This is a genomic window from Streptomyces sp. AN091965, from assembly GCF_022698285.1.
GTDB lineage: Bacteria > Actinomycetota > Actinomycetes > Streptomycetales > Streptomycetaceae > Streptomyces.
Map to the genome: position 1 here is coordinate 3,516,878 of NZ_JALDMY010000001.1, position 21,301 is coordinate 3,538,178.

At 75.4% G+C, this 21,301-nt stretch carries 19 protein-coding genes; 12 read left to right on the forward strand and 7 right to left on the reverse strand.

The window, feature by feature from the left end; translation table 11 throughout:
- Positions 1–83: 83 nt before the first annotated feature.
- The 4 genes from dnaG to MQV74_RS14710 all read right to left on the reverse strand — a co-directional run bounded on the left by dnaG (position 84) and on the right by MQV74_RS14710 (position 5,683).
- Complete coding sequence (gene dnaG / locus MQV74_RS14695) at positions 84–1,982, reverse strand: DNA primase (protein WP_242717794.1); 1,899 nt, start codon at positions 1,980–1,982, stop codon at positions 84–86.
- Between the two features lie 171 nt (positions 1,983–2,153).
- A complete protein-coding gene (locus MQV74_RS14700) occupies positions 2,154–3,416 on the reverse strand; it encodes an NAD(P)/FAD-dependent oxidoreductase (protein ID WP_242717796.1) in 1,263 nt (420 codons plus the stop codon).
- 118 nt (positions 3,417–3,534) lie between these two features.
- Positions 3,535–4,875: a deoxyguanosinetriphosphate triphosphohydrolase gene (locus MQV74_RS14705; protein WP_242717798.1), complete on the reverse strand. Its 1,341-nt coding sequence runs from the start codon at positions 4,873–4,875 to the stop codon at positions 3,535–3,537.
- 46 nt (positions 4,876–4,921) lie between these two features.
- Positions 4,922–5,683, reverse strand: a complete 762-nt coding sequence (locus MQV74_RS14710; RefSeq protein WP_242717800.1) for a sirohydrochlorin chelatase — start codon at positions 5,681–5,683, stop codon at positions 4,922–4,924.
- 402 nt (positions 5,684–6,085) lie between these two features.
- On the opposite strand from MQV74_RS14710, the gene MQV74_RS14715 reads away from it, so the two are divergent.
- On the forward strand, positions 6,086–8,245 hold the full coding sequence (locus MQV74_RS14715; protein ID WP_242717802.1) for a molybdopterin oxidoreductase family protein: 2,160 nt from the start codon (positions 6,086–6,088) through the stop codon (positions 8,243–8,245).
- On the opposite strand, the gene MQV74_RS14720 is transcribed toward MQV74_RS14715, so the two are convergent.
- A complete protein-coding gene (locus MQV74_RS14720) occupies positions 8,190–8,648 on the reverse strand; it encodes a gamma-glutamylcyclotransferase family protein (protein WP_242717804.1) in 459 nt (152 codons plus the stop codon). The genes MQV74_RS14715 and MQV74_RS14720 overlap by 56 nt on opposite strands.
- A complete protein-coding gene (gene cutA, locus MQV74_RS14725) occupies positions 8,645–8,980 on the reverse strand; it encodes a divalent-cation tolerance protein CutA (protein WP_242717806.1) in 336 nt (111 codons plus the stop codon). Before cutA ends, MQV74_RS14720 begins: the two co-directional genes overlap by 4 nt.
- Positions 8,981–9,289: 309 nt before the next feature.
- Between cutA and MQV74_RS14730 the strand changes: the two genes are divergently transcribed.
- Together MQV74_RS14730 and MQV74_RS14735 are read left to right on the forward strand one after the other, a co-directional pair.
- Positions 9,290–10,057 (forward strand): hypothetical protein, encoded by a 768-nt coding sequence (locus MQV74_RS14730; RefSeq protein ID WP_242717808.1) that lies wholly within the window; start codon positions 9,290–9,292, stop codon positions 10,055–10,057.
- Complete coding sequence (locus MQV74_RS14735; RefSeq protein WP_242717810.1) at positions 10,054–11,400, forward strand: sensor histidine kinase; 1,347 nt, start codon at positions 10,054–10,056, stop codon at positions 11,398–11,400. The genes MQV74_RS14730 and MQV74_RS14735 overlap by 4 nt, the downstream gene beginning before the upstream one ends.
- Positions 11,401–11,413: 13 nt before the next feature.
- On the opposite strand, the gene MQV74_RS14740 is transcribed toward MQV74_RS14735, so the two are convergent.
- Positions 11,414–12,049 carry an NADPH-dependent FMN reductase gene (locus tag MQV74_RS14740; RefSeq protein ID WP_242717812.1) on the reverse strand — a complete coding sequence of 212 codons (636 nt, stop codon included), beginning with the start codon at positions 12,047–12,049 and terminating at the stop codon, positions 11,414–11,416.
- A 63-nt stretch (positions 12,050–12,112) separates the two neighbouring features.
- Here MQV74_RS14740 and soxR point away from each other — a divergent pair, with 63 nt between their 5' ends.
- The 9 genes from soxR to MQV74_RS14785 all read left to right on the forward strand — a co-directional run bounded on the left by soxR (position 12,113) and on the right by MQV74_RS14785 (position 21,292).
- Entirely contained in the window at positions 12,113–12,571 is a 459-nt protein-coding gene (gene soxR / locus MQV74_RS14745) for a redox-sensitive transcriptional activator SoxR (RefSeq protein WP_242717814.1), read from the forward strand.
- A gap of 81 nt (positions 12,572–12,652) precedes the next feature.
- Positions 12,653–13,513 carry an aminotransferase class IV gene (locus tag MQV74_RS14750; protein ID WP_242717816.1) on the forward strand — a complete coding sequence of 287 codons (861 nt, stop codon included), beginning with the start codon at positions 12,653–12,655 and terminating at the stop codon, positions 13,511–13,513.
- 204 nt (positions 13,514–13,717) lie between these two features.
- Positions 13,718–14,263 (forward strand): hypothetical protein, encoded by a 546-nt coding sequence (locus MQV74_RS14755; RefSeq protein WP_242717818.1) that lies wholly within the window; start codon positions 13,718–13,720, stop codon positions 14,261–14,263.
- A 109-nt stretch (positions 14,264–14,372) separates the two neighbouring features.
- The gene (locus tag MQV74_RS14760; protein ID WP_242717820.1) at positions 14,373–15,020 is read left to right on the forward strand and encodes a class F sortase; all 648 of its coding nucleotides are present in this window, start codon (positions 14,373–14,375) and stop codon (positions 15,018–15,020) included.
- A 158-nt stretch (positions 15,021–15,178) separates the two neighbouring features.
- The gene (locus MQV74_RS14765; RefSeq protein WP_242717822.1) at positions 15,179–16,402 is read left to right on the forward strand and encodes an NAD(P)/FAD-dependent oxidoreductase; all 1,224 of its coding nucleotides are present in this window, start codon (positions 15,179–15,181) and stop codon (positions 16,400–16,402) included.
- 1 nt (position 16,403) lies between these two features.
- Positions 16,404–18,950, forward strand: a complete 2,547-nt coding sequence (gene nirB, locus MQV74_RS14770) for a nitrite reductase large subunit NirB (RefSeq protein WP_242717824.1) — start codon at positions 16,404–16,406, stop codon at positions 18,948–18,950.
- Positions 18,947–19,291: a nitrite reductase small subunit NirD gene (gene nirD / locus MQV74_RS14775; protein WP_242717826.1), complete on the forward strand. Its 345-nt coding sequence runs from the start codon at positions 18,947–18,949 to the stop codon at positions 19,289–19,291. Before nirB ends, nirD begins: the two co-directional genes overlap by 4 nt.
- A gap of 61 nt (positions 19,292–19,352) precedes the next feature.
- Complete coding sequence (locus MQV74_RS14780) at positions 19,353–20,129, forward strand: SDR family NAD(P)-dependent oxidoreductase (RefSeq protein ID WP_242717828.1); 777 nt, start codon at positions 19,353–19,355, stop codon at positions 20,127–20,129.
- 230 nt (positions 20,130–20,359) lie between these two features.
- Positions 20,360–21,292: an oxidoreductase gene (locus tag MQV74_RS14785; RefSeq protein WP_242717830.1), complete on the forward strand. Its 933-nt coding sequence runs from the start codon at positions 20,360–20,362 to the stop codon at positions 21,290–21,292.
- The last annotated feature ends 9 nt before the right edge of the window (positions 21,293–21,301 follow it).

Consider the following 21,301-nt stretch of genomic DNA (forward strand, 5'->3'; position numbering starts at 1 on the left):
CCACGAGGGGCGTGCGGTGACTTTTTGAGTCCGGTCCGTAACCGGTCGGTTACCCCTCGCGGGGCGCCTCAGACCCGCGAGTGTCAGAGGGCCGCCGCGCCCCGTTCGCGCAGGGCGCGGGCGTACTGCTGGAGGACCCACAACTCGTTCTGGACGTTGGTGAGTTGCTGGGGGTCGCCGTGGCCGCCGCTGAGGCGGGTGAAGGTGCCCTGGACGTCGCGGATGCGCCGGTCGACGGCCCGCAGCCGCACGGTGACCAGCTGCTCCCCCGCGTACGCCTCGTCGACCGTGCGGCGCATGATCGCCTCCACGGCCAGCTCCGTGACCATGGCGCGGACCGCGTCGTCGGGCGCGGCGTCGCGCACCCGCACGAGGTACTCCTGCGGGTCCTGGGCGCCGAACTCGGCGCCCCCCGCCTCCATGACGGCCTGGCGCACGGCCGCGTACGGGGCGGCCGTGAACTCGTCCACGCCGTACGCGTCGAAGGCCGGGGAGACCAGGTCCGGGCGCTGGAGGGCGAGCTTGAGGAGCTCGCGCTCGGTGGCGTAGACGGGGTTGCGGAGGTTCAGGGCGGGGCCCGAGGCGACCGCGGGCGCGGCCTGCGGGACCGTCTGGGGGCCGCGCCCCGGCGCCGGGCCCTTGCCGCCGCGGTCCCGCGCCCAGCGGGCGAGCTGCGCGACCCGCTTGACGACGAACTGCGTGTCGAGGATGCCGAGCATGCCCGCGAGCTGTACGGCGACCTCGTGCTGCGCGCCGCTGTTCTTGATGCGGGCGACGACGGGCGCGGCCTCGTCCAGGGCGGCGGCGCGGCCCGCGGGGGTCTCCAGGTCGTAGCGCGCGACGATCTGGCGGAGCGCGAACTCGAAGAGCGGCGTGCGGGGTTCGACCAGGTCGGTGACCGCGGAGTCGCCCTTGGCGAGGCGCAGGTCGCAGGGGTCCATGCCGTCGGGCGCGATCGCGATGTACGTCTCGGCGGCGAACTTCTGGTCGTCCTCGAAGGCGCGCAGGGCCGCCTTCTGCCCGGCCGCGTCGCCGTCGAACGTGAAGATCACGCGCGCCGAGCCGTTGTCCATGAGCAGCCTGCGGAGGATCTTGATGTGGTCGCCGCCGAAGGCGGTGCCGCAGGTCGCGATGGCGGTGGTGACGCCCGCGAGGTGGCAGGCCATGACGTCGGTGTAGCCCTCGACGACGACGGCGCGGCTGGCCTTGGCGATGTCCTTCTTGGCGAGGTCGATGCCGTACAGGACCTGGGACTTCTTGTAGATCGGGGTCTCGGGCGTGTTCAGGTACTTCGGGCCGTTGTCGTCGTCGCGGAGCTTGCGGGCGCCGAAGCCGACGACCTCGCCGCCGATGTCCCGGATCGGCCACATCAGCCGGCCCCGGAAGCGGTCGATGGGGCCGCGCCTGCCCTCCTGGGAGAGGCCGGAGAGGGTCAGCTCCTTGTCGGTGAAGCCCTTGCCGCGCAGGAAGCGGGTGAGGTGGTCCCAGCCCGCCGGGCTGTAGCCGACGCCGAAGTGCGCGGCCGCGGCCTGGTCGAAGCCGCGCTCGGCGAGGAACTTGCGGCCGATCTCCGCCTCGGGGGACTCCAGCTGGGCCGTGTAGAACTCGGCGGCCGCCTTGTGCGCCTCGACCAGGCGGATGCGCTCGCCGCGCTGGTGGGAGGGGTTGTACCCGCCCTCCTCGTAGCGCAGGGTGATGCCCGCCTTGGCCGCGAGGCGCTCCACCGCCTCGGAGAAGGTCAGGTGGTCGACCTTCATCACGAAGGTGAGGGTGTCGCCGCCCTCCTGGCAGCCGAAGCAGTGGAAGAGGCCCTTGCTGGGGCTGACCTGGAACGACGGGGACTTCTCGTCGTGGAAGGGGCACAGGCCCTTGAGGTTTCCGCCGCCCGCGTTGCGCAGCTGGAGGTACTCGGACACCACGGCGTCGATCGGGACCGCGTCCCGAACCGCCTTCACATCCTCGTCATTGATCCGCCCAGCCACGCGGAAATTCTACGGCCCGGCGTGGGCAGCTCCGCCTCGCGGTGCGCCCCGCGGTGCCCATCGGCGCGCTCCGCGCGCGGGCGTCCCTTCCCGAACCGGGGCTCCGCCCCAGACCCCGCTCCTCGAACGCCGGAGGGGCTGGAAGACCCAGCCCGTCCGGCGTCCGGGGAGCTAGTCGAGCAGGGCCGTCAGGGGGCGGGACGGGTCGGCGAGGGCGTCGGGGTCGGGGCGGGCGGCGGACCTGATGAGCTTCTGGATGGTCTCCGTGACGTCCCACACATTGACGTTCATCCCGGCGAGGACCTGGCCCTCGCTCAGCCAGAAGGCGATGAACTCGCGCTTGCCCGCGTCTCCGCGGATCACCACCTGGTCGTACGTGCCCGGGGGCGCCCAGCCCGAGTACTCCAGGCCGACGTCGTACTGGTCGGAGAAGAAGTACGGCACGCGGTCGTAGGTGACCTCCTTGCCGAGCATGGCGCGGGCGGCGGCCGGGCCGCCGTTGAGGGCGTTGGCCCAGTGCTCGACGCGCAGGCGGGTGTCGAAGAGCGGGTGCCGGACGGCGGCCACGTCCCCGGCGGCGTAGACGTCCGGGTCGGAGGTGCGCAGGCTGATGTCCACGGCGATGCCGCCGCCGTCCGCGCGGTCGACGAGGGCGAGGCCCGCGGACTCCGCGAGGGCGGTGCGCGGGGCGGCGCCGATGGCGGCGAGCACGTCGTGCGCCGGGTGCTCCTCGCCGTCGTCCGTGCGGGCGGCGAGGACCATGCCGTCCTGCCCGGTGATCTCGGTGAGGCGGGCCCCGAAGTGGAAGCGGACGCCGTGCTCGGCGTGCAGGTCGGCGAACATCTGGCCGACCTCGGGGCCGAGGACGGAGTGCAGCGGGGTCGGCTCGGGCTCGACGACGGTGACCTCCGCGCCGTACTCCCGTGCCGCCGCGGCGACTTCGAGGCCGATCCAGCCGGCGCCCGCGATCACCAGGTGGCCGTTGTCGCGGCCGAGCGCGGCCAGGACGTGGCGGAGCCGGTCGGCGTGGGCCAGGCGGCGCAGGTGGTGCACGCCCGCGAGCCCGGTGCCCGGCACGTCGAGACGGCGGGGCTCGGCGCCGGTGGCGAGCAGCAGCTTGTCGTAACGGATGACGGTGCCGTCGCCGAGCCGGACGGTGTGCGCGGCACGGTCTATGGCGACGACGGTCTGACCGAGGTGCAGCTCGACGTCCGCCTGTGCGTACCACGCGGGCTCGTGGACGAAGACGCTGTCGCGCTCCTCCTTGCCGAGGAGGTACCCCTTCGAGAGCGGTGGGCGTTCGTACGGGTGGTCGCGCTCGTCCCCGATGAGGATCACCCGGCCGGTGAAGCCCTCGGCGCGGAGCGTCTCCGCCGCTTTCGCACCCGCGAGACCTCCTCCGACGATGACGAACGTCTGATCCGCGTCGACCACTTGATGCCTCCTCGAAACCTTTGAGTCCACTGGGAGAGTCCCGCACGCAGCGTGAGGGCGGAAGGGGTTGTACCCCAATCCGGCCACTTTCCGTCACATCCTGTGGTCACCTCCCCGGTCACTCACCACTGTGCGCGTTCCGGGACGATCCGGTGAGCCGCGCGTGCAGGGAACGGGCGGCGGCGTCCGTGAGCGACGCGATCTGGTCGATGACCACGCGCTGGGCGGCGCGGTCGTCGGGCGCCGCGTCGTACAGGGCGCGGAACTGGGGGTCGAGGCCCTCGGGGGCGCGCGCGGTGAGCGCGTCGGCGAGCTCGGCGACGCAGACGCGCTGGTCGGCGCGGAGCCGGGTCTGGGCGGGGCGCTGCATCACATAGCGGTCGGCGACGGCCTTGAGGACCGCGCACTCCAGGCGCGCCTCGCGCGGGACGACGAGCTCGGCGGCGTAGCGCGTGAGCCGGCCCGTGCCGTACCGCGCGCGGGTCGCGGTCTCGGCGGCGAGGCAGAAGCGGCCGATGAGCTGGCTGGTGGCGTCCTTGAGACGGGCCTGGGCGACGGCGGACCCGTCGTAGCCGTGCGGCCACCACTCCTGGTCCTGGAGGCGGTCGAGGGCCGCGGCGAGCTCTTCGGGGTCGGTGTCCGCGGGGACGTAGCGGCCGATGGCGACCGCGTACACGTCCCGGCGCTCGGGCTCGGCGTGCAGCGCGTTCGGATCGATGTGGCCCGCGTGCAGGCCGTCCTCCACGTCGTGCACCGAGTACGCGACGTCGTCCGACCAGTCCATGATCTGCGCCTCGAAGCAGGTGCGGTGGCCGGGGGCGCCCTTGCGGACCCAGTCGAAGACGGGCCGGTCGTCCTCGTAGACGCCGAACTTCACGGAGTCAGGATCAGTGGGGTGGGCGCCGCGCGGCCAGGGGTACTTGGTGGCGGCGTCCAGGGCGGCCCTGGTGAGGTTCAGGCCCACGCTGACCAGGTCGCCGGTGTCCGGGCTGAGGACGAAGCGCTTGGGCTCGATGCGGGTGAGCAGGCGCAGGGACTGGGCGTTGCCCTCGAAGCCGCCGCAGTCCTGGGCCAGGTCGTTCAGCGCCTGTTCGCCGTTGTGCCCGAAGGGCGGGTGGCCGAGGTCGTGGGAGAGGCAGGCGGTCTCCACCAGGTCCGGGTCGCAGCCGAGGGCGGCGCCCAGCTCGCGGCCGACCTGGGCGCACTCCAGGGAGTGGGTGAGGCGGGTGCGGGCACTGGCGTCCCAGGCCTGGCTCTTCGTGCCTGGTGTGACCACCTGGGTCTTTCCGGCGAGGCGGCGCAGCGCCGCGGAGTGCAGGACGCGCGCGCGGTCCCGCTGGAAGGCGGTGCGCCCCGGCCGTTTGTCGGGCTCGGCGGCCCAGCGCTCGGCGGCGGCTTCGTCATAGGCGGAGGGGTCCGCCGTGTGCTCGGTCCGGGCGTGCGGTGCGGTGCCTGCCATGCCCCGACAGTAGACGCAGGCGCCGGCGGGGCGCGCCGCGGCCCCGTCAGGCGGGCGCCGGGCACCGCGGCGGCGCCGGGGCGCGATCGGCGGAACGCGCCTGGTCGTAGCGGTGCAGCAGGAGCGCGGCGAGGGCCGGGTGCGCGCCGAGCGGGGCGGCGGCGAGCCACGGCGTGGCGGCGGCGGCCTCGGTGGCGAAGCGGCCGGGCGCCGTGAAGTACGAGGCGACGGCGACGCGGCGGACCCCGGCGGCGGTGAGGCCGCGCACGGCGGCGGTCACGCCGGTGGGTGTCGCGGGGGTGGGAGCGGCGTAGCCGGGGACGACGGGCACGCCGAGGCGGCGGGCGAGCAGGGCGGCGGCGCGGCGCGTGTCGGCGGCGTACGCGGGGTCGCGGGAGCCCGCGGCGGCGAGGACGACGCCGTGGCTGCCGGTGGCCGCGGGCCAGCCCGCCTCCAGGAGGCGGGCGTGCAGGACCTCCGTGAGCAGCGGGTGCGGGCCCAGCGGGGCGGCCACGCGCGAGCGCGGGTGCGTGGCCGCCACGGCGGGGATGTCGTGCCGGGCGTGGTGGCCGTGGCTGAGGAGGAGCGGTACGAGGACGGCGGGCCTGGGCCCCAGGTCGTGGAGGGTTTCGTCCAGCAGGGGGCGGGTGAGCTCGATGTGGGCGAGGCGGACGTCCAGGCCGGGGCGGTGGGCGCGGGTCGCGGCGAGCAGCGCGGTGGCGGTGGCCAGGGCGCGGGGGTCGCGGCTGCCGTGCGCCACGGCTATCAGGGCCGGGGCCTGGTTCTCGGCGGGGTGGGGCGGTGTCATGGGGTGAGGGTGGCGGGGGCGCGTTGCCTTGCTGTTGCGGGGCGGTTTCTGGCGTGGGCGCCTTGTGCGGGGCCCTCCCTCCCGCCCACCCGTGGCTCCCCGGCTTCGTCCGCCCGGCCCCGACGCTCCGCGCTGCCGCTGGTGCCCCACCGTGCCCACCGCTACCGCGGCGGGATTCCCCCACCCGCCCACCCGTCACTCCCCGGCTTCGCCGGACCGGCCCCGTCGCTCCGCGCTGCCGCTGATTTCCCGGCGTGCCCGCCCCCCCATGGCTCCCCAGCTCCGCCCGCCCGGCCCCAACGCTTCGCTCACAGACGCCGGAGCGTCCCGTGGAGCCCCGCGTACCGTGCGCGTAACCCGCCGTGTCAGGGCGGGAAACACGCGCGGGGAAAAGTGGCGGGCATGCAGCCCTCCCCTCCCGTTCAGGACGCCCCGTCCGGTGCCGTCACGCCCACCCACTGTCCGTACTGCGCGCTCCAGTGCGGCATGGGGCTTGCGCGCGAGGGCGAAGGCGTGAAGGTTGTGGAGCGGCCCGCGTTCCCCGTCAACGGGGGCGCGCTGTGCGGCAAGGGCCGCACGGCACCCGAGGTGCTCTCCTCCCGGGTGCGTCTGACCGAGCCCCTCGTCCGATCCCACGCCACGGGCGGGCTCGTACCGGCCACCTGGGAGGAGGCCCTGGACCGCGTGGCCGAGGGGCTCGCCCGGACGCGCGCGGCGCACGGCGCGGACGCGTGCGGGGTGTTCGGCGGCGGCGGGCTCACCAACGAGAAGGCGTACGCGCTCGGCAAGTTCGCGCGGGTGGTGCTCGGGACCTCGCAGATCGACTACAACGGGCGGTTCTGCATGTCGTCCGCCGCGGCGGCGGGGCAGCGGGCGTTCGGCCTCGACCGGGGGCTGCCGTTCCCGCTGGCGGACGTGGCCCGCACCGGGTGCGTGCTGCTCGTCGGCTCGAACCTGGCGGAGACGATGCCGCCCGCGCTGCGCCACCTCACAGAGATGAGGAACAACGGCGGCTCGCTGGTCGTCGTCGATCCGCGCCGCACCCGCACCGCCGAGCAGGCCGATCTGCATCTGGCGCCGCGCCCCGGCACGGATCTGGCGCTCGCCCTCGGCCTGCTGCACCTGGTGGTGACCGAGGGTCACGTCGACGAGGAGTACGTGGCCGCGCGCACCAGCGGCTGGGCCGAGGCGCGGGCGGCAGCGATGGCGCACTGGCCGGAGCACGTGGAGCGGATCACGGGCGTTCCGGTGCCTCAACTGCGGGATGCCGTACGGCGGTTCTGCGCGGCCGAGCACGCCATGGTGCTCACCGCGCGCGGCCCCGAGCAGCAGGCGAAGGGCACGGACACGGTGGCCGCGTGGATCAATCTGTGCCTGGCGACGGGCAGGCCCGGGCGGCCACTGTCCGGGTACGGCTGTCTGACCGGGCAGGGCAACGGGCAGGGCGGCCGTGAGCACGGTCAGAAGGCCGACCAACTGCCGGGCTACCGCAAGCTGACGGACCCCGCGGCGCGTGCGCACGTGGCGGCGGTGTGGGGCGTGGACCCGGATGCGCTGCCGGGGCCGGGACGGTCGGCGTACGAACTGCTCGACGCGCTCGGCGGGGACGTGCGGGCGCTGCTGCTCATGGGCTCCAACCCGGTGGTGTCGGCGCCCCGGGCCGCGCACGTGGAGGAGCGGATCAGGTCCCTCGACTTCCTGGCGGTCGCGGACGTGGTGCTCTCGGAGACCGCCGCGCTCGCCGACGTCGTCCTGCCGGTGACGCAGTGGGCCGAGGAGACCGGCACGGTGACGAACCTGGAGGGCCGGGTGCTGCTGCGGCGCAAGGCGGTGGACCCCCCGCCCGGGGTGCGCGGCGACCTCGACGTGCTCCACGGCCTCGCGGACCGCCTCGGCCACGGCAAGGGCTTCCCGGCCGAGCCGGAGGAGGTCTTCGACGAGCTGCGCCGCGCCAGCGCGGGCGGCCTCGCGGACTACTCGGGCATCACGTACGCACGCCTCGCGGAGGGCGACGGCGAGGGGGTGTTCTGGCCCTGCCCTGAGGACGGGGACGGGGACGGGCACGGGGCGGGTGGGGCCCCGGATGCCGGGACGCCGCGGCTGTTCCTGGAGCGGTTCGCCACCGAGGACGGGCGGGCCCGGTTCGTGGCGGTGTCGCACCGGGCGGCCGCCGAGGAGCCGGACGCGGAGTACCCCGTGATCCTCACCACGGGGCGGGTGCTCGCCCAGTACCAGTCGGGGGCGCAGACGCGGCGCGTGGCCGAGCTGAACGCCGCCGCGCCGGGGCCCTTCGTGGAGCTCCATCCGCGGCTCGCGGCGCGGGTCGGGGTGGCCGACGGGGAGCCGGTCGCCGTGGTGTCGCGGCGCGGCCGGGCCACCGCGCCCGCGCGGGTCACGCCCGGCATCCGGCCCGACACGGTGTTCATGCCGTTCCACTGGCCCGGCGAGGGGCGGGCCAACGTCCTGACCCACCCCGCGCTGGACCCGGTGTCGCGGATGCCGGAGTTCAAGGTGTGCGCGGTCCGCCTGGAGGCACTGGAGGCTCCGACGGGGCCGGGGTGAGCCAGGAGCCGCCGCGCAGCGGCTCCGCCGTGGCCCTGAGGCGTGCGGCCAGGGGCGGGGGCGCCACGTACACCCAGGCCCGCGCCGTCGTGCCGTCCTCGCGGACGACGGGGAGGGCCTCGCGGAGGTAGAGGCTGCGCGGGTCGCCGGGGACGTGCTCCTCCAGGTGGTCGAGGTCGGCGAGCAGCCGCCCGTACGTCTCGGGGCGCGCGGTCACGAGGTCGCCGTGGACGGGGCCCGCGCCGGGGGCCCGGACCGCGTACGGGTAGCCGGGTCCGGCGTACAGGACGGCGTCGGGGAGCAGGGCGGGCGCGCAGGTCAGGACGCGTCCGGACAGGATGGCGTGGTTGCGCCCGCGCGGGCGCAGCGTTCCGTACACGAAGAACGGCAGCCGCTCGGTCACTCGGCGGTCTCCTCCGCGAGCCAGCCCAGGTAGGCCGCGCTGCCGCGGGTGACGGGGGTGGCGATGATCTCCGGGGTCTCGTAGTCGTGGGTCTGGAGCAGCCAGGACTCCAGGGCGGCGTACCGCTCCTGCGTCGTCTTCAGGAACACCTGCCACTCGCGGGCCGTCTCCACGGCGCCGTCCCAGCGGTAGACGGAGGTGACGGGGCCGTTGATCTGGGCGCAGGCGGCGAGGCGGGCCTCGACCGCGGCGCGCGCCAGGGTGTCCGCCTTGTCGGCGGTGTCCGTGGTGGTCAGGACCAGCAGGAAGGCGGGCGTGCTCGGTTCCGTCACGGCGTGTGTTCCTTTCGTACGGGAAGGCCCCGCGCGCGGGGAAGGGCCCGGATCGCCAAGAAGCTCAACATCAACCTGTACGGGAAGGCCCCGCGCGGGGAAGGGCCGGTGCGCTGGGGAGGCTACCGGCCTGGCCGAAGGTCCCGAGCTGGGGGTTTTCCCGGCTTTAGTGACGGCTGTTACACAACCTCCCGGTTTCCGTGATGCGTCCTTCCTAGCGTCGACCCCAGGTGGCCGGTCCCGTGCCGCACTCCCGGTGCGTCCCTCGGGCCGGCCGCCGCCCAGCCTCCGTCGTCCATCGGTCCCCTCATGACTCTGCGTCTCCGCCTCCTCCTGGGCGTGCCCCTGGCCGTCCTGACCGTCGCCGTGCTCTGCGCCTGCGGGGCGAGCGGCGGCCTCGACGCGGGTGAGCCCGCGCCGCCGGTGTCGGTGCAGCCGAGCCCGAAGCCGCTGTGGCCCGGCTGGTCCGGTACGACGCCGTCGGCGCCGGGCGCCGAGACCGCGACGAAGCTGCCGCCGCCCGAGCCGCTCGACGGCCTCGGCGAGCTCGGCCCCCGCGGGCTCGCCGGGCTAGACGTGCGGGAGCTGCTGCGCGCGGACCCGCGCCTCAGGACGCTCGCGGACCGGCCGATGATCGAGAAGCCGGGGCGCTCCGGGATCCGGCCGCCGGTGCTCGTCGACCTGTCCGGGGACGGCAGGCCGGAGCTGCTGCTCGCGATCGACCTGGAGAGCGGGCGCAGCGCGGTCGTCGTCTACGCCGAGCGCGGCGGCAAGGTCTACCCGGTGCTCTTCACCGCGGGCAAGCGGATCGCCGTGGAGGTGCTCGGCACCGATCTGCTGGTGCGCAGCCCGTGCGCCGACGGCGGCGAGCAGGCCGTGCGCTACCACTGGGACGGCAAGCGGATGTCGACGGTCAGCGACACCAAGAACTACCGGAAGCCGGACCGCTCCCCCGGCCACGGCGGCGGCGATTCCCCGGCGCCCGGGCCGTCGTCCGAGCCGTCGTCCGAGCCGTCGTCCACGCCACCGCCCACGCCGTCGTCCACGCCCCCCGCCCGCCCGGGAACCCGCTCGTGACGCCCGGACAGGCCGATGGCGTGGAAGGCCGCGCCCGGTGGCTCGTGCGGGCCCCGCGCCGCGTGCTCGCCCCGCTCAACACCCTCGGCCTGCGCTGGAAGATCGCCGCGCTGCTCGCCGCGGGCTGCGCGGTCGTGGCCGTGGCGATCGGGCTCCTCGTCCACCAGGCGCGGCTCGACCAGGTCGGCGCGAGCGCGCGCTCCGGGGCGACCGCGCAGCTGGTGCGGGTGCGGCAGCTGTACGAGCTGACGGGCCAGGTCGACCAGGACGGCACCCGGGACGGCACGCACTCCGCCCTCGACGCGCCAGGCCTGCCGGAGCCGCTGCGCGCGGCCGCGCTCGCCGGGCGGCGCGGCACGTACCTCGACATGGAGTCCGGCGACCCGGCGGTGTGGGCGGCGCGCCCGGTCGGCGACCGGGTCCTGTCCGTGCGGCTGCCGCTGCGCGAACAGGCCGGGGAGATGGCCGAGTTCGACCAGCAGCTCCTGGTGTCCGGTGCCGTCGTCGTCGCGCTCGCCGCGCTCGGGGGCGCCGCGCTCGCCAGCAGGCTCAGCCGTGATCTGCGGGCCGCGGCCGCCATCGCCCGCCGCATCAGCCAGGGCGACCTGGACGCCCGCATCGGCCATCCGCTGCCGCCCGGCTTCCGGCACGGCAGGAACGAGGTCGCCGACCTGGCGACGGCCGTCGACACGATGGCCGCGACGCTCCAGCGGCGCCTGGAGGCCGAGCAGCGGTTCACCGCGGACGTGGCGCACGAGCTGCGCACCCCGCTGACCGGACTGCACACCGCCGCCGAGCTGCTTCCGCCGAGCCGCCCGACGGAGCTGGTGCGCGACCGGGTGTGCGCGCTGCGCGCGCTGACGGAGGACCTGCTTGAGGTGGCGCGGCTCGACGCGGACGTGGAGCGGCCCGACCTGGACGTGCACCCGCTCGGCGCGCTCGTCGAGGGGATGGCCCAACGGGGGCTCTTCGCGGGGCAGTCCACGGACCGCGGCGTACGGTTCCGAAGCTCCGGGGAGCGGCTCGTACGGACCGACGCCCGCCGTCTCGAGCGGATCCTGGCGAACCTCGTCGGCAACGCACGGCGGCACGGCGGCGACCCCGTCGACCTCAGCGTCGACGGGGCCGTGGTGACCGTGCGCGACCACGGGCCCGGCTTCCCCGAGCACCTGCTTCGCGCGGGCCCGCAGCGGTTCGAGACCGGTGCCCGCGAGCGCGGCCAGGGCACCGGGCTCGGCCTGACCATCGCGCTCGGCCAGGCCGCGGTCGTCGGCGCCCGGGTGGAGCTGGCCAACGCGCCGGACGGCGGCGCGGTCGCGGTCGTCCGGCTGCCTCAGGCGTGAGCGGCGCACGGGGTCAGCTCCCGTACGGCCGGACCTCCTTGGCCGCGCGCAGCGCCCACGCCCACCACGCGAGCTGGTCCAGCATCGCCTTCGCGGCGGCGTCGGCGGCCGCGGGCTCCTTGTGGTTGCCCTCGTCGTCGAAGAGGGCGCCCGCGTTGTGGAAGGAGACGGTGTCGCGGATGGTGACGGCGTGCAGCTCGGCGAAGACCGGGCGCAGGTGCTCGACCGAGCGCAGGCCGCCGGAGAGCCCGCCGTAGGAGACGAACGCGATGGGCTTGGCCTGCCACTCGGGGTGGTGCCAGTCGATCAGGCTCTTCAGGGACGCGGGGTAGGAGTGGTTGTACTCGGGCGTGAGGACGACGAAGGCGTCGGCGGCGGCCAGCTTCGGGGAGACCTTGGCGAGCTCGGCGCGGGTCGCGGCGTCCGGCCGGTGCGAGAGGGAGGTCGGCAGGTCGACCTCGGCGAGGTCGACGACGTCGACCTCGAAGCCCTGGTGCTCGCGCACGTGGCGCAGCAGCCACTCGGCGACGACCGGGCCGAAGCGGCCCTCGCGGTTGCTGCCGACGACGACGGCGACCTTCACGGGCTTCGCGGCCGTGGCGGACAGGGCGGCGGCGGGGGACGGGGAGACGTCGGTGGTGGTGTTCATGCGGCAAGCCTCTTAGCTAAACCATGGTTTAGGTCAAGCGGCTTCCGTGACTAATCTGTCGGCATGACCGCGCACCTCGCACCGGACGCCAAGGAAGCCACCGTCGGCGAGCTCGCCGAGCGCAGCGGAGTGGCGCCTTCCGCCTTGCGCTTCTACGAGCGGGAGGGGCTCATCACCAGCCGCCGCACCAGCGGCAACCAGCGCCGCTACAGCCGGGACACGCTGCGCCGCGTGGCCTTCATCCGCACCTCGCAGCGGCTCGGCATCCCGCTGGCCACGATCCGCGAGGTGCTCGCCCTGCTGCCGGAGGACCGCACGCCGACCCGCGAGGACTGGGCCCGGATATCCGAGTGCTGGCGGGACGACCTCGACCAGCGCATCCGCACGCTGCGGCGGCTGCGCGACAACCTCACGGACTGCATCGGCTGCGGCTGCCTCTCGCTCGACAAGTGCGCCCTGTCGAACCCGTGGGACGAGCTGGCCGCGCACGGGCCGGGGCCGCGCCGTCTGCTGGAGGACTGACCCCGGGGGCCGCCCCCGGCACGGGCGCCGGGGCCACTCCCGCCCGTCCCCGCCGGTGAGCGCGTCCGTACGGTGGTCCCCATGACGACTTCGAACCCCGCCGCCCCCGACCGCCTGGAGATCGACGGGGCCCCGGCCACCGCCGAGCAGCTGCGCGCCCGCGCCCTCGACGGCTTCGGACACTTCACCGCGATGCAGGTCAGGGGCGGCACGGTGCGCGGCCTCTCGCTCCACCTGGAGCGGCTCGACGCGGCGAGCCGCGAGCTCTTCGACCAGGGCCTGGACGGCGACCGGGTCCGCGCGGCGATCCGGCACGCGCTCGCCGGGGACGGCTCCGCGAACGGCGGAACGGGCGGCGGCGCGGGCGGCGGGACGGCCGGCGGGGTGCTCCTGAACGCCGCCGTGCGCGTCTACGTGCACGCCCCGGACGGCGAGCCCTCCCTGATGGTCACCGTCCGCCCGCCCGTCGAGCTGCCCGCGACCATGGCCGAGCGGGCGCAGTCCCTGAAGTCCGTCCCGTACGTACGGCCCGCCGCGCACCTCAAGCACCTGGGCGGCTTCGGGCAGACGTACCACCGGCGCGAGGCGGAGCGGCTCGGCTACGACGAGGCGCTGCTCACCGGCCCGGACGGCGCGGTCAGCGAGGGCGCGGTGACGAACGTGGCCTTCTTCGACGGGCGCGAGGTCGTCTGGCCCGAGGCGCCGCACCTGCGCGGCATCACCATGGGGCTGCTCGAACCCCGGCTCGCGGACGCCGGGCTCCCCACCCGGCGGGGTCCGGTGTTCCTGCGGGACCTGCCCTCCTACCGGGCCGCCTTCGTCACGAACTCCTGGGGCGTCTCCCCCGTCCGGCGCGTCGACGACCACGACTTCCCCGTCGACGAGAAGCTCATGGCGACGGTCGCCGACCTGTACGAGGGCGTGCCCGGGGACGTGATCTGAGGCCGGGTCACCCATTCACAGGTGCCGCGCCACGCCTTCGGAGTCTTTCCGTCGGTACGCCGGTGACCTGCTGGAACGCGGCGGCGGCAGCGCCGGGGCACGGACCGGCGCGGCATTTCTGATGGGGCATCAGCAGGCGTGCGGGGCGGAGTGCACGTTACCTCGGAGGTGTGTCCCGTACGCGGCCCGACAGGAGCACGCCCCATGCGCACCGCCCGCCACCTGACGACCACCGCCGCGCTCGCCGTCGCCGCGGCGGGCCTGCTGGCAGGCCCCGCGTCGGCGGCGGACACGGGCGGCCTCGGCATCGCGCCGTCGCCGGTGACGCCCGGCACCACCGTCACGGTGCGCACGGCGGCGTGCGGCGCGGACGGCACCGCGGCGGGCGACGCGAGCGCGGTGGGGGCGGGCACGTTCGCCCTGGCCTCCGCCACGGGCGCGGCCGAGGCGACGGGGCGGTTCCGGGTGCCGCCGTCCGCGCAGCCCGGCACGTACGAGATCGTGGCCCGCTGCTCCGGGTCCGCCGCCCGCGGCCGGACGGTCACCGGCGATCTGACGGTGACGCTCACCTCCACGGCGGCCGCGCGCGAGCGGGCGCCCGCGCATCCCAGGGGACACGTGAAGACGGGGGTCGGCGGCGCGCTCGGTCCCGACCCCACACAGACCGCGGCGGGCGTGGCCGCTCTCGCCGTCGCCGCCGCGGGCGGTACCTGGCTCCTGCATCGCCGGGCGAGAGGCGACAGGATCTGACGGACACCCTCCGCAGTCCGCAGGTACCACCGTCCCCTCCCCCCGCCGGGCCGCCGTGTCCCTCGCGGCCGCGGCGGCGGGGAGGGGCCCCGAACCCCGAGGGGACGCCATGGCAGACCGCCCGCGCGCGGGCCGCGGCAGGGCCGGGACCGCGCTCATAGGGACCGTCACCACGCTCGCCCTGTGCTCCGGCGCGTGGCTGCTGCACAGCGGCACGGCCGGGCATCCGCCGCCGCAGCCCTCGGCCGCGCAGGCCGCCTCGCCGGGGACGCGCTCCGCGCCCGGCGCCGCGCCGCTGCCGCCCTCGCCGCCGGACCGCGTCCGCGTCCCCGCCATCGGCGTGGACGCGCCGCTGATGGGGCTCGGCCTCACCCGCCAGGGCAGCCTCGACGTCCCGCCGCCGCGGCAGGAGAACCTCGCCGGGTGGTACGAGGCGGGCACCACGCCCGGCGAACGCGGCACGGCGATCGTCGCCGGGCACGTCGACAACGCCGACGGGCCCGCGGTCTTCTACCGCCTCGGGGCCCTCAAGAAGGGGCAGGTCGTCGAGGTGGAGCGGCGCGACGGCACGGTCGCGCTCTTCGCGGTGGACGCGGTGGAGGTCTACGACGCGAAGTCCTTCCCGGACGAGAAGGTGTACGGGGCCGCGGCGCGGGCCGAGCTGCGGGTGATCACCTGCGGCGGGGCGTACTCGAAGCGCACGGGCTACCAGGGCAACGTGGTCGTCTTCGCCCACCTGACGGGCACGCGCCCCTGACGCGGACGCCCCGACCGAAGCCGCCCGCCCATGACTCCCGGCTTCGCCCGGCCCGGCCCCTACCTCACAGCGGGCCCCGTCCGGGCCTGAGGTCACCGTTCCCCGGGGGAAACACCGTGGTGGCCGTCGGGTAACACCCGGGCCGCAGGCTGCGGGGCATGACCAGTCACAGCGCGCGGACCGTCGTGGTGGGGGCCGGGCTCGCCGGAGCCCGGCTCGCCGCGCGGCTCGGCCCGGACGCCCTGCTGATCGGGGAGGAACCGCACGCCCCGTACAACCGCGTCCTGCTCACGGACGTGCTCGCGGGACGGCTCACCCCCGAGGTGATCGCGCTGCCCGCCCCGGCCCGGCACCTGCGCACGCAGGCGGTGCGGATCGACCGCGCGGAGCGGACGGTCCGGTGCGCGGACGGCTCCCGGGTGTCGTACGAGACCCTGGTGCTCGCCACCGGCGCGAACCCGGTCCTGCCCCCGCTGCGCGGCCTGTTCCCGCCGGGCGCCACGGACCTGCCCGGCGGCGTGCACGCGTTCCGCACCCTCGACGACTGCCTGGCGCTCTCGGCCGCCGTGGCGCCCGGCTGCCGCGCCGTGGTCATCGGCGGCGGCCTCCTCGGCGTCTGCGCGGCCCGCGCGCTCGCCGACCGGGGCGCCCGGGTCGTCCTTGCCCAGCAGGGCGACCGGCTGATGGAGCGCCAGCTCGACCCGGCCGCCTCGGACCTGGTGCGGGCGCATCTGACGCGGCTCGGCGTGGAGGTGCACACGGAGTGCCGGGTGCGGGGCGTGCGCCGCGACGGGGACGGGGACGCCGTGACGTCCGTCGAGCTCGCGGACGGGTTCGTGCTCGACACCGAGCTGACCGTCCTCGCCTGCGGCGTCCGCCCCCGCGTGGGACTCGCCCGCGCCGCGGGCCTCGCCGTGCGCCGGGGCGTCGTCGTCGACGACGCGCTGCGCACCGACGACCCCCGCGTGCACGCCATCGGCGACTGCGCCGAGCACGCGGGCCGCGCCCCCTGCCTGGCCGCGCCCGCGCTCGACCAGGCCGACGCCCTCGCCGCGGCCCTGACCGCGCCGGAGTCGGCGCGGCCGTACGCGGGCACCCGCTCGCTGACCCGCCTCACCCTCCCGCACGCCGAACGCCCGCTGGACGTCGCCGCGTTCGGGGAGCCCGAGGCCCACCCCGACGACGACGTCCTGCGCCTCGCGGACGCCACCCGCGGCACGTACCGCAAGGTCGTGGTGCGCGGCGACCGGCTCGTCGGCGGCGTCCTGCTCGGCGATCTCGCGGCGGTCGGCGCGCTCGCCCGCGCCTGGGAGGCCGACGAGCCCCTGCCGGACGACGGCGCCCCGCCACTGCATCTGCTCACCCACGACGGAGGTCACTGACATGCCGCCCACCCTTGTCCTCGTCGGCCACGGAATGGTCGGCCAGCGCTTCCTGGAGGAGCTGGCCGAGCGCGGGGTCACCGCCACGCACCGCGTGGTGGTCCTGTGCGAGGAGCCGCGCCCCGCCTACGACCGCGTCCGGCTCACCTCGTACTTCGAGGGCCGAACGCCCGACGAACTCTCCCTCACCGACCAGGATTTCCTCGCCCGGCACGGCATCGAGCTGCGCGTGGACGACCCGGTCGAGCGCGTCGACCGGCGCACCCGCACGGTCACCGCGCGCTCCGGGTTCACGGTGGCGTACGACACGCTCGTACTGGCCACCGGCTCGTACCCGTTCGTGCCGCCGGTGCCCGGCAGGGACGCCACGGGCTGTTTCGTCTACCGCACCATCGAGGACGTCCTCGCCATCGAGGAGTACGCGACGAAGCACGCCACGACGGGCGCGGTGGTCGGCGGCGGCCTGCTCGGCCTGGAGGCGGCGGGCGCGCTGCAGGGCCTCGGACTCGCCACGCACATCGTGGAGTTCGCGCCCCGCCTCATGCCCGCCCAGGTGGACGAGGGCGGCGGCGCCGCGCTCCTGCGCACCCTGACCGGGCGCGGCCTGAGCGTGCACACGGGCGTCGGCACGCAGGAGATCGTCGCGTCGGACGAGGGCGCCGTGGCGGCGATGCGCCTGTCCGACGGCTCGGAGCTCGCCACCGAGATGGTGGTGTTCTCCGCGGGCGTCCGCCCCCGCGACCAGCTGGCCCGCGACTGCGGCCTGCCGGTGGGCGAGCGCGGCGGGATCACCGTCGACGGCCTGTGCCGCACCGGCGACCCGGCGGTGTACGCGATCGGCGAGTGCGCGCAGGCCGCGGACGGGCGCGTGTACGGCCTGGTCGCGCCCGGCTACGAGATGGCGCGCACGGCCGCGGAGGCCATCGCCTCCGGCACGGGGCAGGCGTTCACCGGCGCCGACCTGTCCACGAAGCTGAAGCTGCTCGGCGTGGACGTCGCGTCGTTCGGCGACGCGCACGGGGCGGCCGACGGCTGCCTCGACGTCGTCTACTCCGACTCGCGCTCGGGCACGTACAAGAAGCTGGTCGTGGGCGCAGGCGGGGAGCTGCTCGGCGGTGTCCTCGTCGGCGACGCGGAGGCGTACGGCACGCTGCGGGCGCTGACCGGGCAGGTGCCGCCGGTCCCCGCCGAGCAGCTGGTGCTTCCCGCGGGCGCGGGCGCGGCGAAGGCGCTCGGCCCCGAGGCGCTGCCCGGCGACGCGGTGATCTGCACCTGCCACAACGTCACGAAGGCCGCGATCCAGGCCTGCGCGACGCTGCCCGAGGTGAAGAAGTGCACCAAGGCCGGTACGGGCTGCGGCAGTTGCGTGAAGCTCGTCGGGCAGCTCCTGCCGGAGTCGGGCGACGCGGGGCTGTGCGGCTGTTTCCCGCACACCCGCGCCGAGCTGTACGAGATCGTCCGGGTCCGCCGCGTGACCTCGTACGCGGAGCTGCTCGACACCCACGGCCGGGAGGGCGCGCGCGGCGGCGAGGGCTGCGAGACGTGCAAGCCCGCCGTCGGCTCGATCATCGCCTCGCTCGCGCCCGCGATCGGCGCGGACGGCTACGTCCTCGACGGCGAGCAGGCCGCGCTCCAGGACACCAACGACCACTTCCTCGCCAACCTCCAGAAGAACGGCTCCTACTCGGTCGTGCCGCGCGTGCCCGGCGGTGAGATCAGCCCGGAGAAGCTCATCGTGATCGGCGAGGTGGCCCGGGACTTCGGCCTCTACACGAAGATCACGGGCGGGCAGCGCATCGACTTGTTCGGGGCGCGCGTCGAGCAGCTGCCGCCGATCTGGGCGCGGCTCGTGGAGGCGGGCTTCGAGTCCGGGCACGCGTACGGCAAGGCGCTGCGCACGGTGAAGTCCTGCGTCGGCTGGACCTGGTGCCGCTACGGCGTGCAGGACTCGGTGCGCATGGCCGTCGACCTGGAGCTGCGCTACCGGGGCCTGCGCGCGCCGCACAAGCTGAAGTCGGCCGTGTCGGGCTGTGCGCGCGAGTGCGCGGAGGCCCGCTCGAAGGACTTCGGCGTGATCGCCACGTCGGGCGGCTGGAACCTGTACATCGGCGGGAACGGCGGCGCGACCCCGCGCCACGGCGACCTGCTCGCTCAGGACCTGGACGACGACGAACTGGTCCGCCTGATCGACCGGTTCCTGATGTTCTACATCCGTACGGCGGACCGCCTGGAGCGCACCTCGACGTGGCTGGAGCGGATCGAGGGCGGCGTCGAGCACGTACGGGACGTCGTCGTCCACGACTCGCTCGGCCTGGGCGCGGACCTGGAGGCGCTGATGGCCGAGCACGTGAGCCACTACCGCGACGAGTGGGCGGCGACCCTCGACGACCCCGAACGCCTCGCGCGCTTCGTGTCGTTCGTGAACGCGCCCGGGGCCCCCGACCCGACGGTCGCCTTCGTCCCGGAGCGCGAGCAGATCAAGCCGGACCTGCCCCTGCTGGCCATCGGCACCCGCCGGGCCGCCGACCTGGAAGGAACCTCCGCGTGACGACGACCGGTGCGAGCGTGCAGCTGCGGCTCGACGGCGACTGGCTGACCCTGTGCGACGCGTCCCGGCTCACGCCGGGGCGCGGGGTGGCCGTCCTGCTGCCCGACGGGCGGCGGCAGGCGGCGGTGTTCCTCGACCGGTCCCGCCGCGTATACGCCATCGACAACCGCGACCCGTTCTCCGGCGCGGCCGTGCTCTCGCGCGGCCTGCTCGGCTCGGCGGACGGCCGGGTCTTCGTGGCCTCGCCCCTGCTGAAGCAGCGCTTCGACCTGGCGACGGGGCAGTGCCTGGACGATGACGACGTCCGGGTGGGGGTGTACGCGGCACGGCTCGGGACCTAGTATTGGATCGCTCGGTCCAGAATGGGGCCGGGCCGTCCTCGTCCCGCCGTAGGAGTCCGCCATGCCCGTCACCCCCCGCCACCGCTTCACCGGCCGCACCGCCCTCGTCACCGGCGGCGGCTCCGGACTCGGCCGCGCCGTCGCGCTCGCGCTCGCCGCCGAGGGCGCGAACGTCGTCGTCGCCGGGCGCTCCGAGGCCCCGCTCAAGGAGACGGTCGGGCTGATCGAGGAGGCGGGCGGCACGGGGCTCGCGCACGTCGCCGACGTCACGCGCGCCGCCGAGGTCCAGGCCCTGGTGCGGGCCGCCGTCGACCGCTTCGGCTCGCTCGACGTGGCGGTGAACAACGCGGGCGTCTTCAAGGGCGGCGCACCCGTCGCCGAGCTCTCCGAGGACGACTGGCGCACGCTGCTCGACGTCAACGTGAGCGGCGTGCTGTTCGCCCTCCAGGCCCAGGTGCGCCAGATGCGCTCCCAGACGGGCGGCGGCGCCATCGTGAACATCGCCTCCAACCTGGGCGCCCACAAGCGCCGCCCGGGCATCGCCGGGTACGTCGCCTCCAAGGCCGCGGTGTCCGCGCTGACGCGCGCGGCCGCCCTGGACCACATCCAGGACGGCGTGCGCATCAACGCCGTGTCCCCCGGCGCGTCCGCCACCTCCATGTCGCTGCGGCCCGGCGAGACCGAGGCGGATCGCGCTGCGCGCATGCTGAACGAGTCGCCGCTCGGCCGGGTCGTGGACTCGGCGGAGATCGCCGCCGCCGTGCTCTACCTCGCGTCGGACGACGCCGCGTCGGTGGTGGGCACGGACCTCGTCGTGGACGGCGGAGCCTCTTCCTGACGGGGCGTCCTGTGCGGGTAGATCGGCCTTCGGCCTCGTCCTCAAACGCCGGACGGGCTTGATTACCCTCAGCCTCGTCCTCAAGCGCCGGACGGGCTTGATTGCCCTTGTCCGTTGCCTTGTTCCCGTCGCCGGACAGGCCTGAATTCCCTTGTCCGCCGCCGCGTTCCCGCCTGCGTTCGGCTGCGGCGGCATCGCCCGTTCGCGTGTTCCGGCGTACGCTCGCGCGCATGGGATGGACCGTCGCCGACATGCCCGATCTGAGCGGACGCGACGCCGTGGTCACCGGGGCCAACAGCGGGCTCGGCTACTGCACGGCACGGGAGCTGGCGCGGCGCGGCGCCCGGGTGGTGCTCGCCTGCCGCAGCGAGGCGCGCGGCGCCGCCGCCCTGGACCGGCTCGCCGCCGAGGTGCCCGCCGCCGACGCACAGGTGTGGCCGCTCGACCTCGGAGACCTCGGCTCCGTACGGGAGTTCGCGCGGCGCCACGACCGCGAGCGCGGCGGGCGGCTCGACCTGCTCGTCAACAACGCGGGCGTGATGGCCCTGCCCCACCGCCGCACCGCCGACGGGTTCGAGACGCAGTTCGGCGTCAACCACCTGGGGCACTTCGCGCTCACCGGGCTGCTCCTGCCGGCGCTCCTTGCCGCCCCGGGAGCCCGGGTCGTCACCGTGTCCAGCATGCTCCACCTGCTCGCCACCGTGGACCCGCGCGACCTCAACAGCGAGCAGCGCTACCGCCGGTGGCTCGTGTACGCGCGCTCCAAGTCCGCGAACCTGCTGTTCACGCACGAACTGGCCCGCCGCCTGCGCAGCGCGGGCGCGGACGTCGTCGCGGCCGCCGCCCACCCCGGCTACGCCTCGACGAACCTCCAGGCGGCCGGGCCGAGGATGGAGGGCCGCAAGGCCGTGGAGGCGGTCATGGCGCTCGGCAACCGCCTGGTCGCCCAGCCCGCGGAGGCCGGGGCGCTCCCCGTCCTGTACGCGGCCACGGCGCCCAGCGTGCGCCCGGACTCCTTCACCGGGCCCCGCCTGCTCAACTGGCGCGGCTCCCCCGCGCCGTCCCTGCGCGCGAAGTGGACCCGCGACGACCGGGCCGCCGCCCGGCTGTGGAAGGCGTCGGAGGAACTGACCGGCGTGCGGTACGAGGCCCTCAAGGGCTGACCGCGCCGC

What these genes read in the sequence shown, in the direction of transcription:
- MQV74_RS14705 (WP_242717798.1), bottom strand. Translation starts at nt 4,875, where the DNA reads ATGGCAGGCACCGCACCGCACGCCCGGACCGAGCACACGGCGGACCCC.
- MQV74_RS14710 (WP_242717800.1), bottom strand. Translation starts at nt 5,683, where the DNA reads ATGACACCGCCCCACCCCGCCGAGAACCAGGCCCCGGCCCTGATAGCC.
- MQV74_RS14715 (WP_242717802.1), top strand. Translation starts at nt 6,086, where the DNA reads ATGCAGCCCTCCCCTCCCGTTCAGGACGCCCCGTCCGGTGCCGTCACG.
- MQV74_RS14730 (WP_242717808.1), top strand. Translation starts at nt 9,290, where the DNA reads ATGACTCTGCGTCTCCGCCTCCTCCTGGGCGTGCCCCTGGCCGTCCTG.
- MQV74_RS14740 (WP_242717812.1), bottom strand. Translation starts at nt 12,049, where the DNA reads ATGAACACCACCACCGACGTCTCCCCGTCCCCCGCCGCCGCCCTGTCC.
- soxR (WP_242717814.1), top strand. Translation starts at nt 12,113, where the DNA reads ATGACCGCGCACCTCGCACCGGACGCCAAGGAAGCCACCGTCGGCGAG.
- MQV74_RS14750 (WP_242717816.1), top strand. Translation starts at nt 12,653, where the DNA reads ATGACGACTTCGAACCCCGCCGCCCCCGACCGCCTGGAGATCGACGGG.
- MQV74_RS14755 (WP_242717818.1), top strand. Translation starts at nt 13,718, where the DNA reads ATGCGCACCGCCCGCCACCTGACGACCACCGCCGCGCTCGCCGTCGCC.
- MQV74_RS14760 (WP_242717820.1), top strand. Translation starts at nt 14,373, where the DNA reads ATGGCAGACCGCCCGCGCGCGGGCCGCGGCAGGGCCGGGACCGCGCTC.
- MQV74_RS14765 (WP_242717822.1), top strand. Translation starts at nt 15,179, where the DNA reads ATGACCAGTCACAGCGCGCGGACCGTCGTGGTGGGGGCCGGGCTCGCC.
- nirB (WP_242717824.1), top strand. Translation starts at nt 16,404, where the DNA reads ATGCCGCCCACCCTTGTCCTCGTCGGCCACGGAATGGTCGGCCAGCGC.
- MQV74_RS14780 (WP_242717828.1), top strand. Translation starts at nt 19,353, where the DNA reads ATGCCCGTCACCCCCCGCCACCGCTTCACCGGCCGCACCGCCCTCGTC.
- MQV74_RS14785 (WP_242717830.1), top strand. Translation starts at nt 20,360, where the DNA reads ATGGGATGGACCGTCGCCGACATGCCCGATCTGAGCGGACGCGACGCC.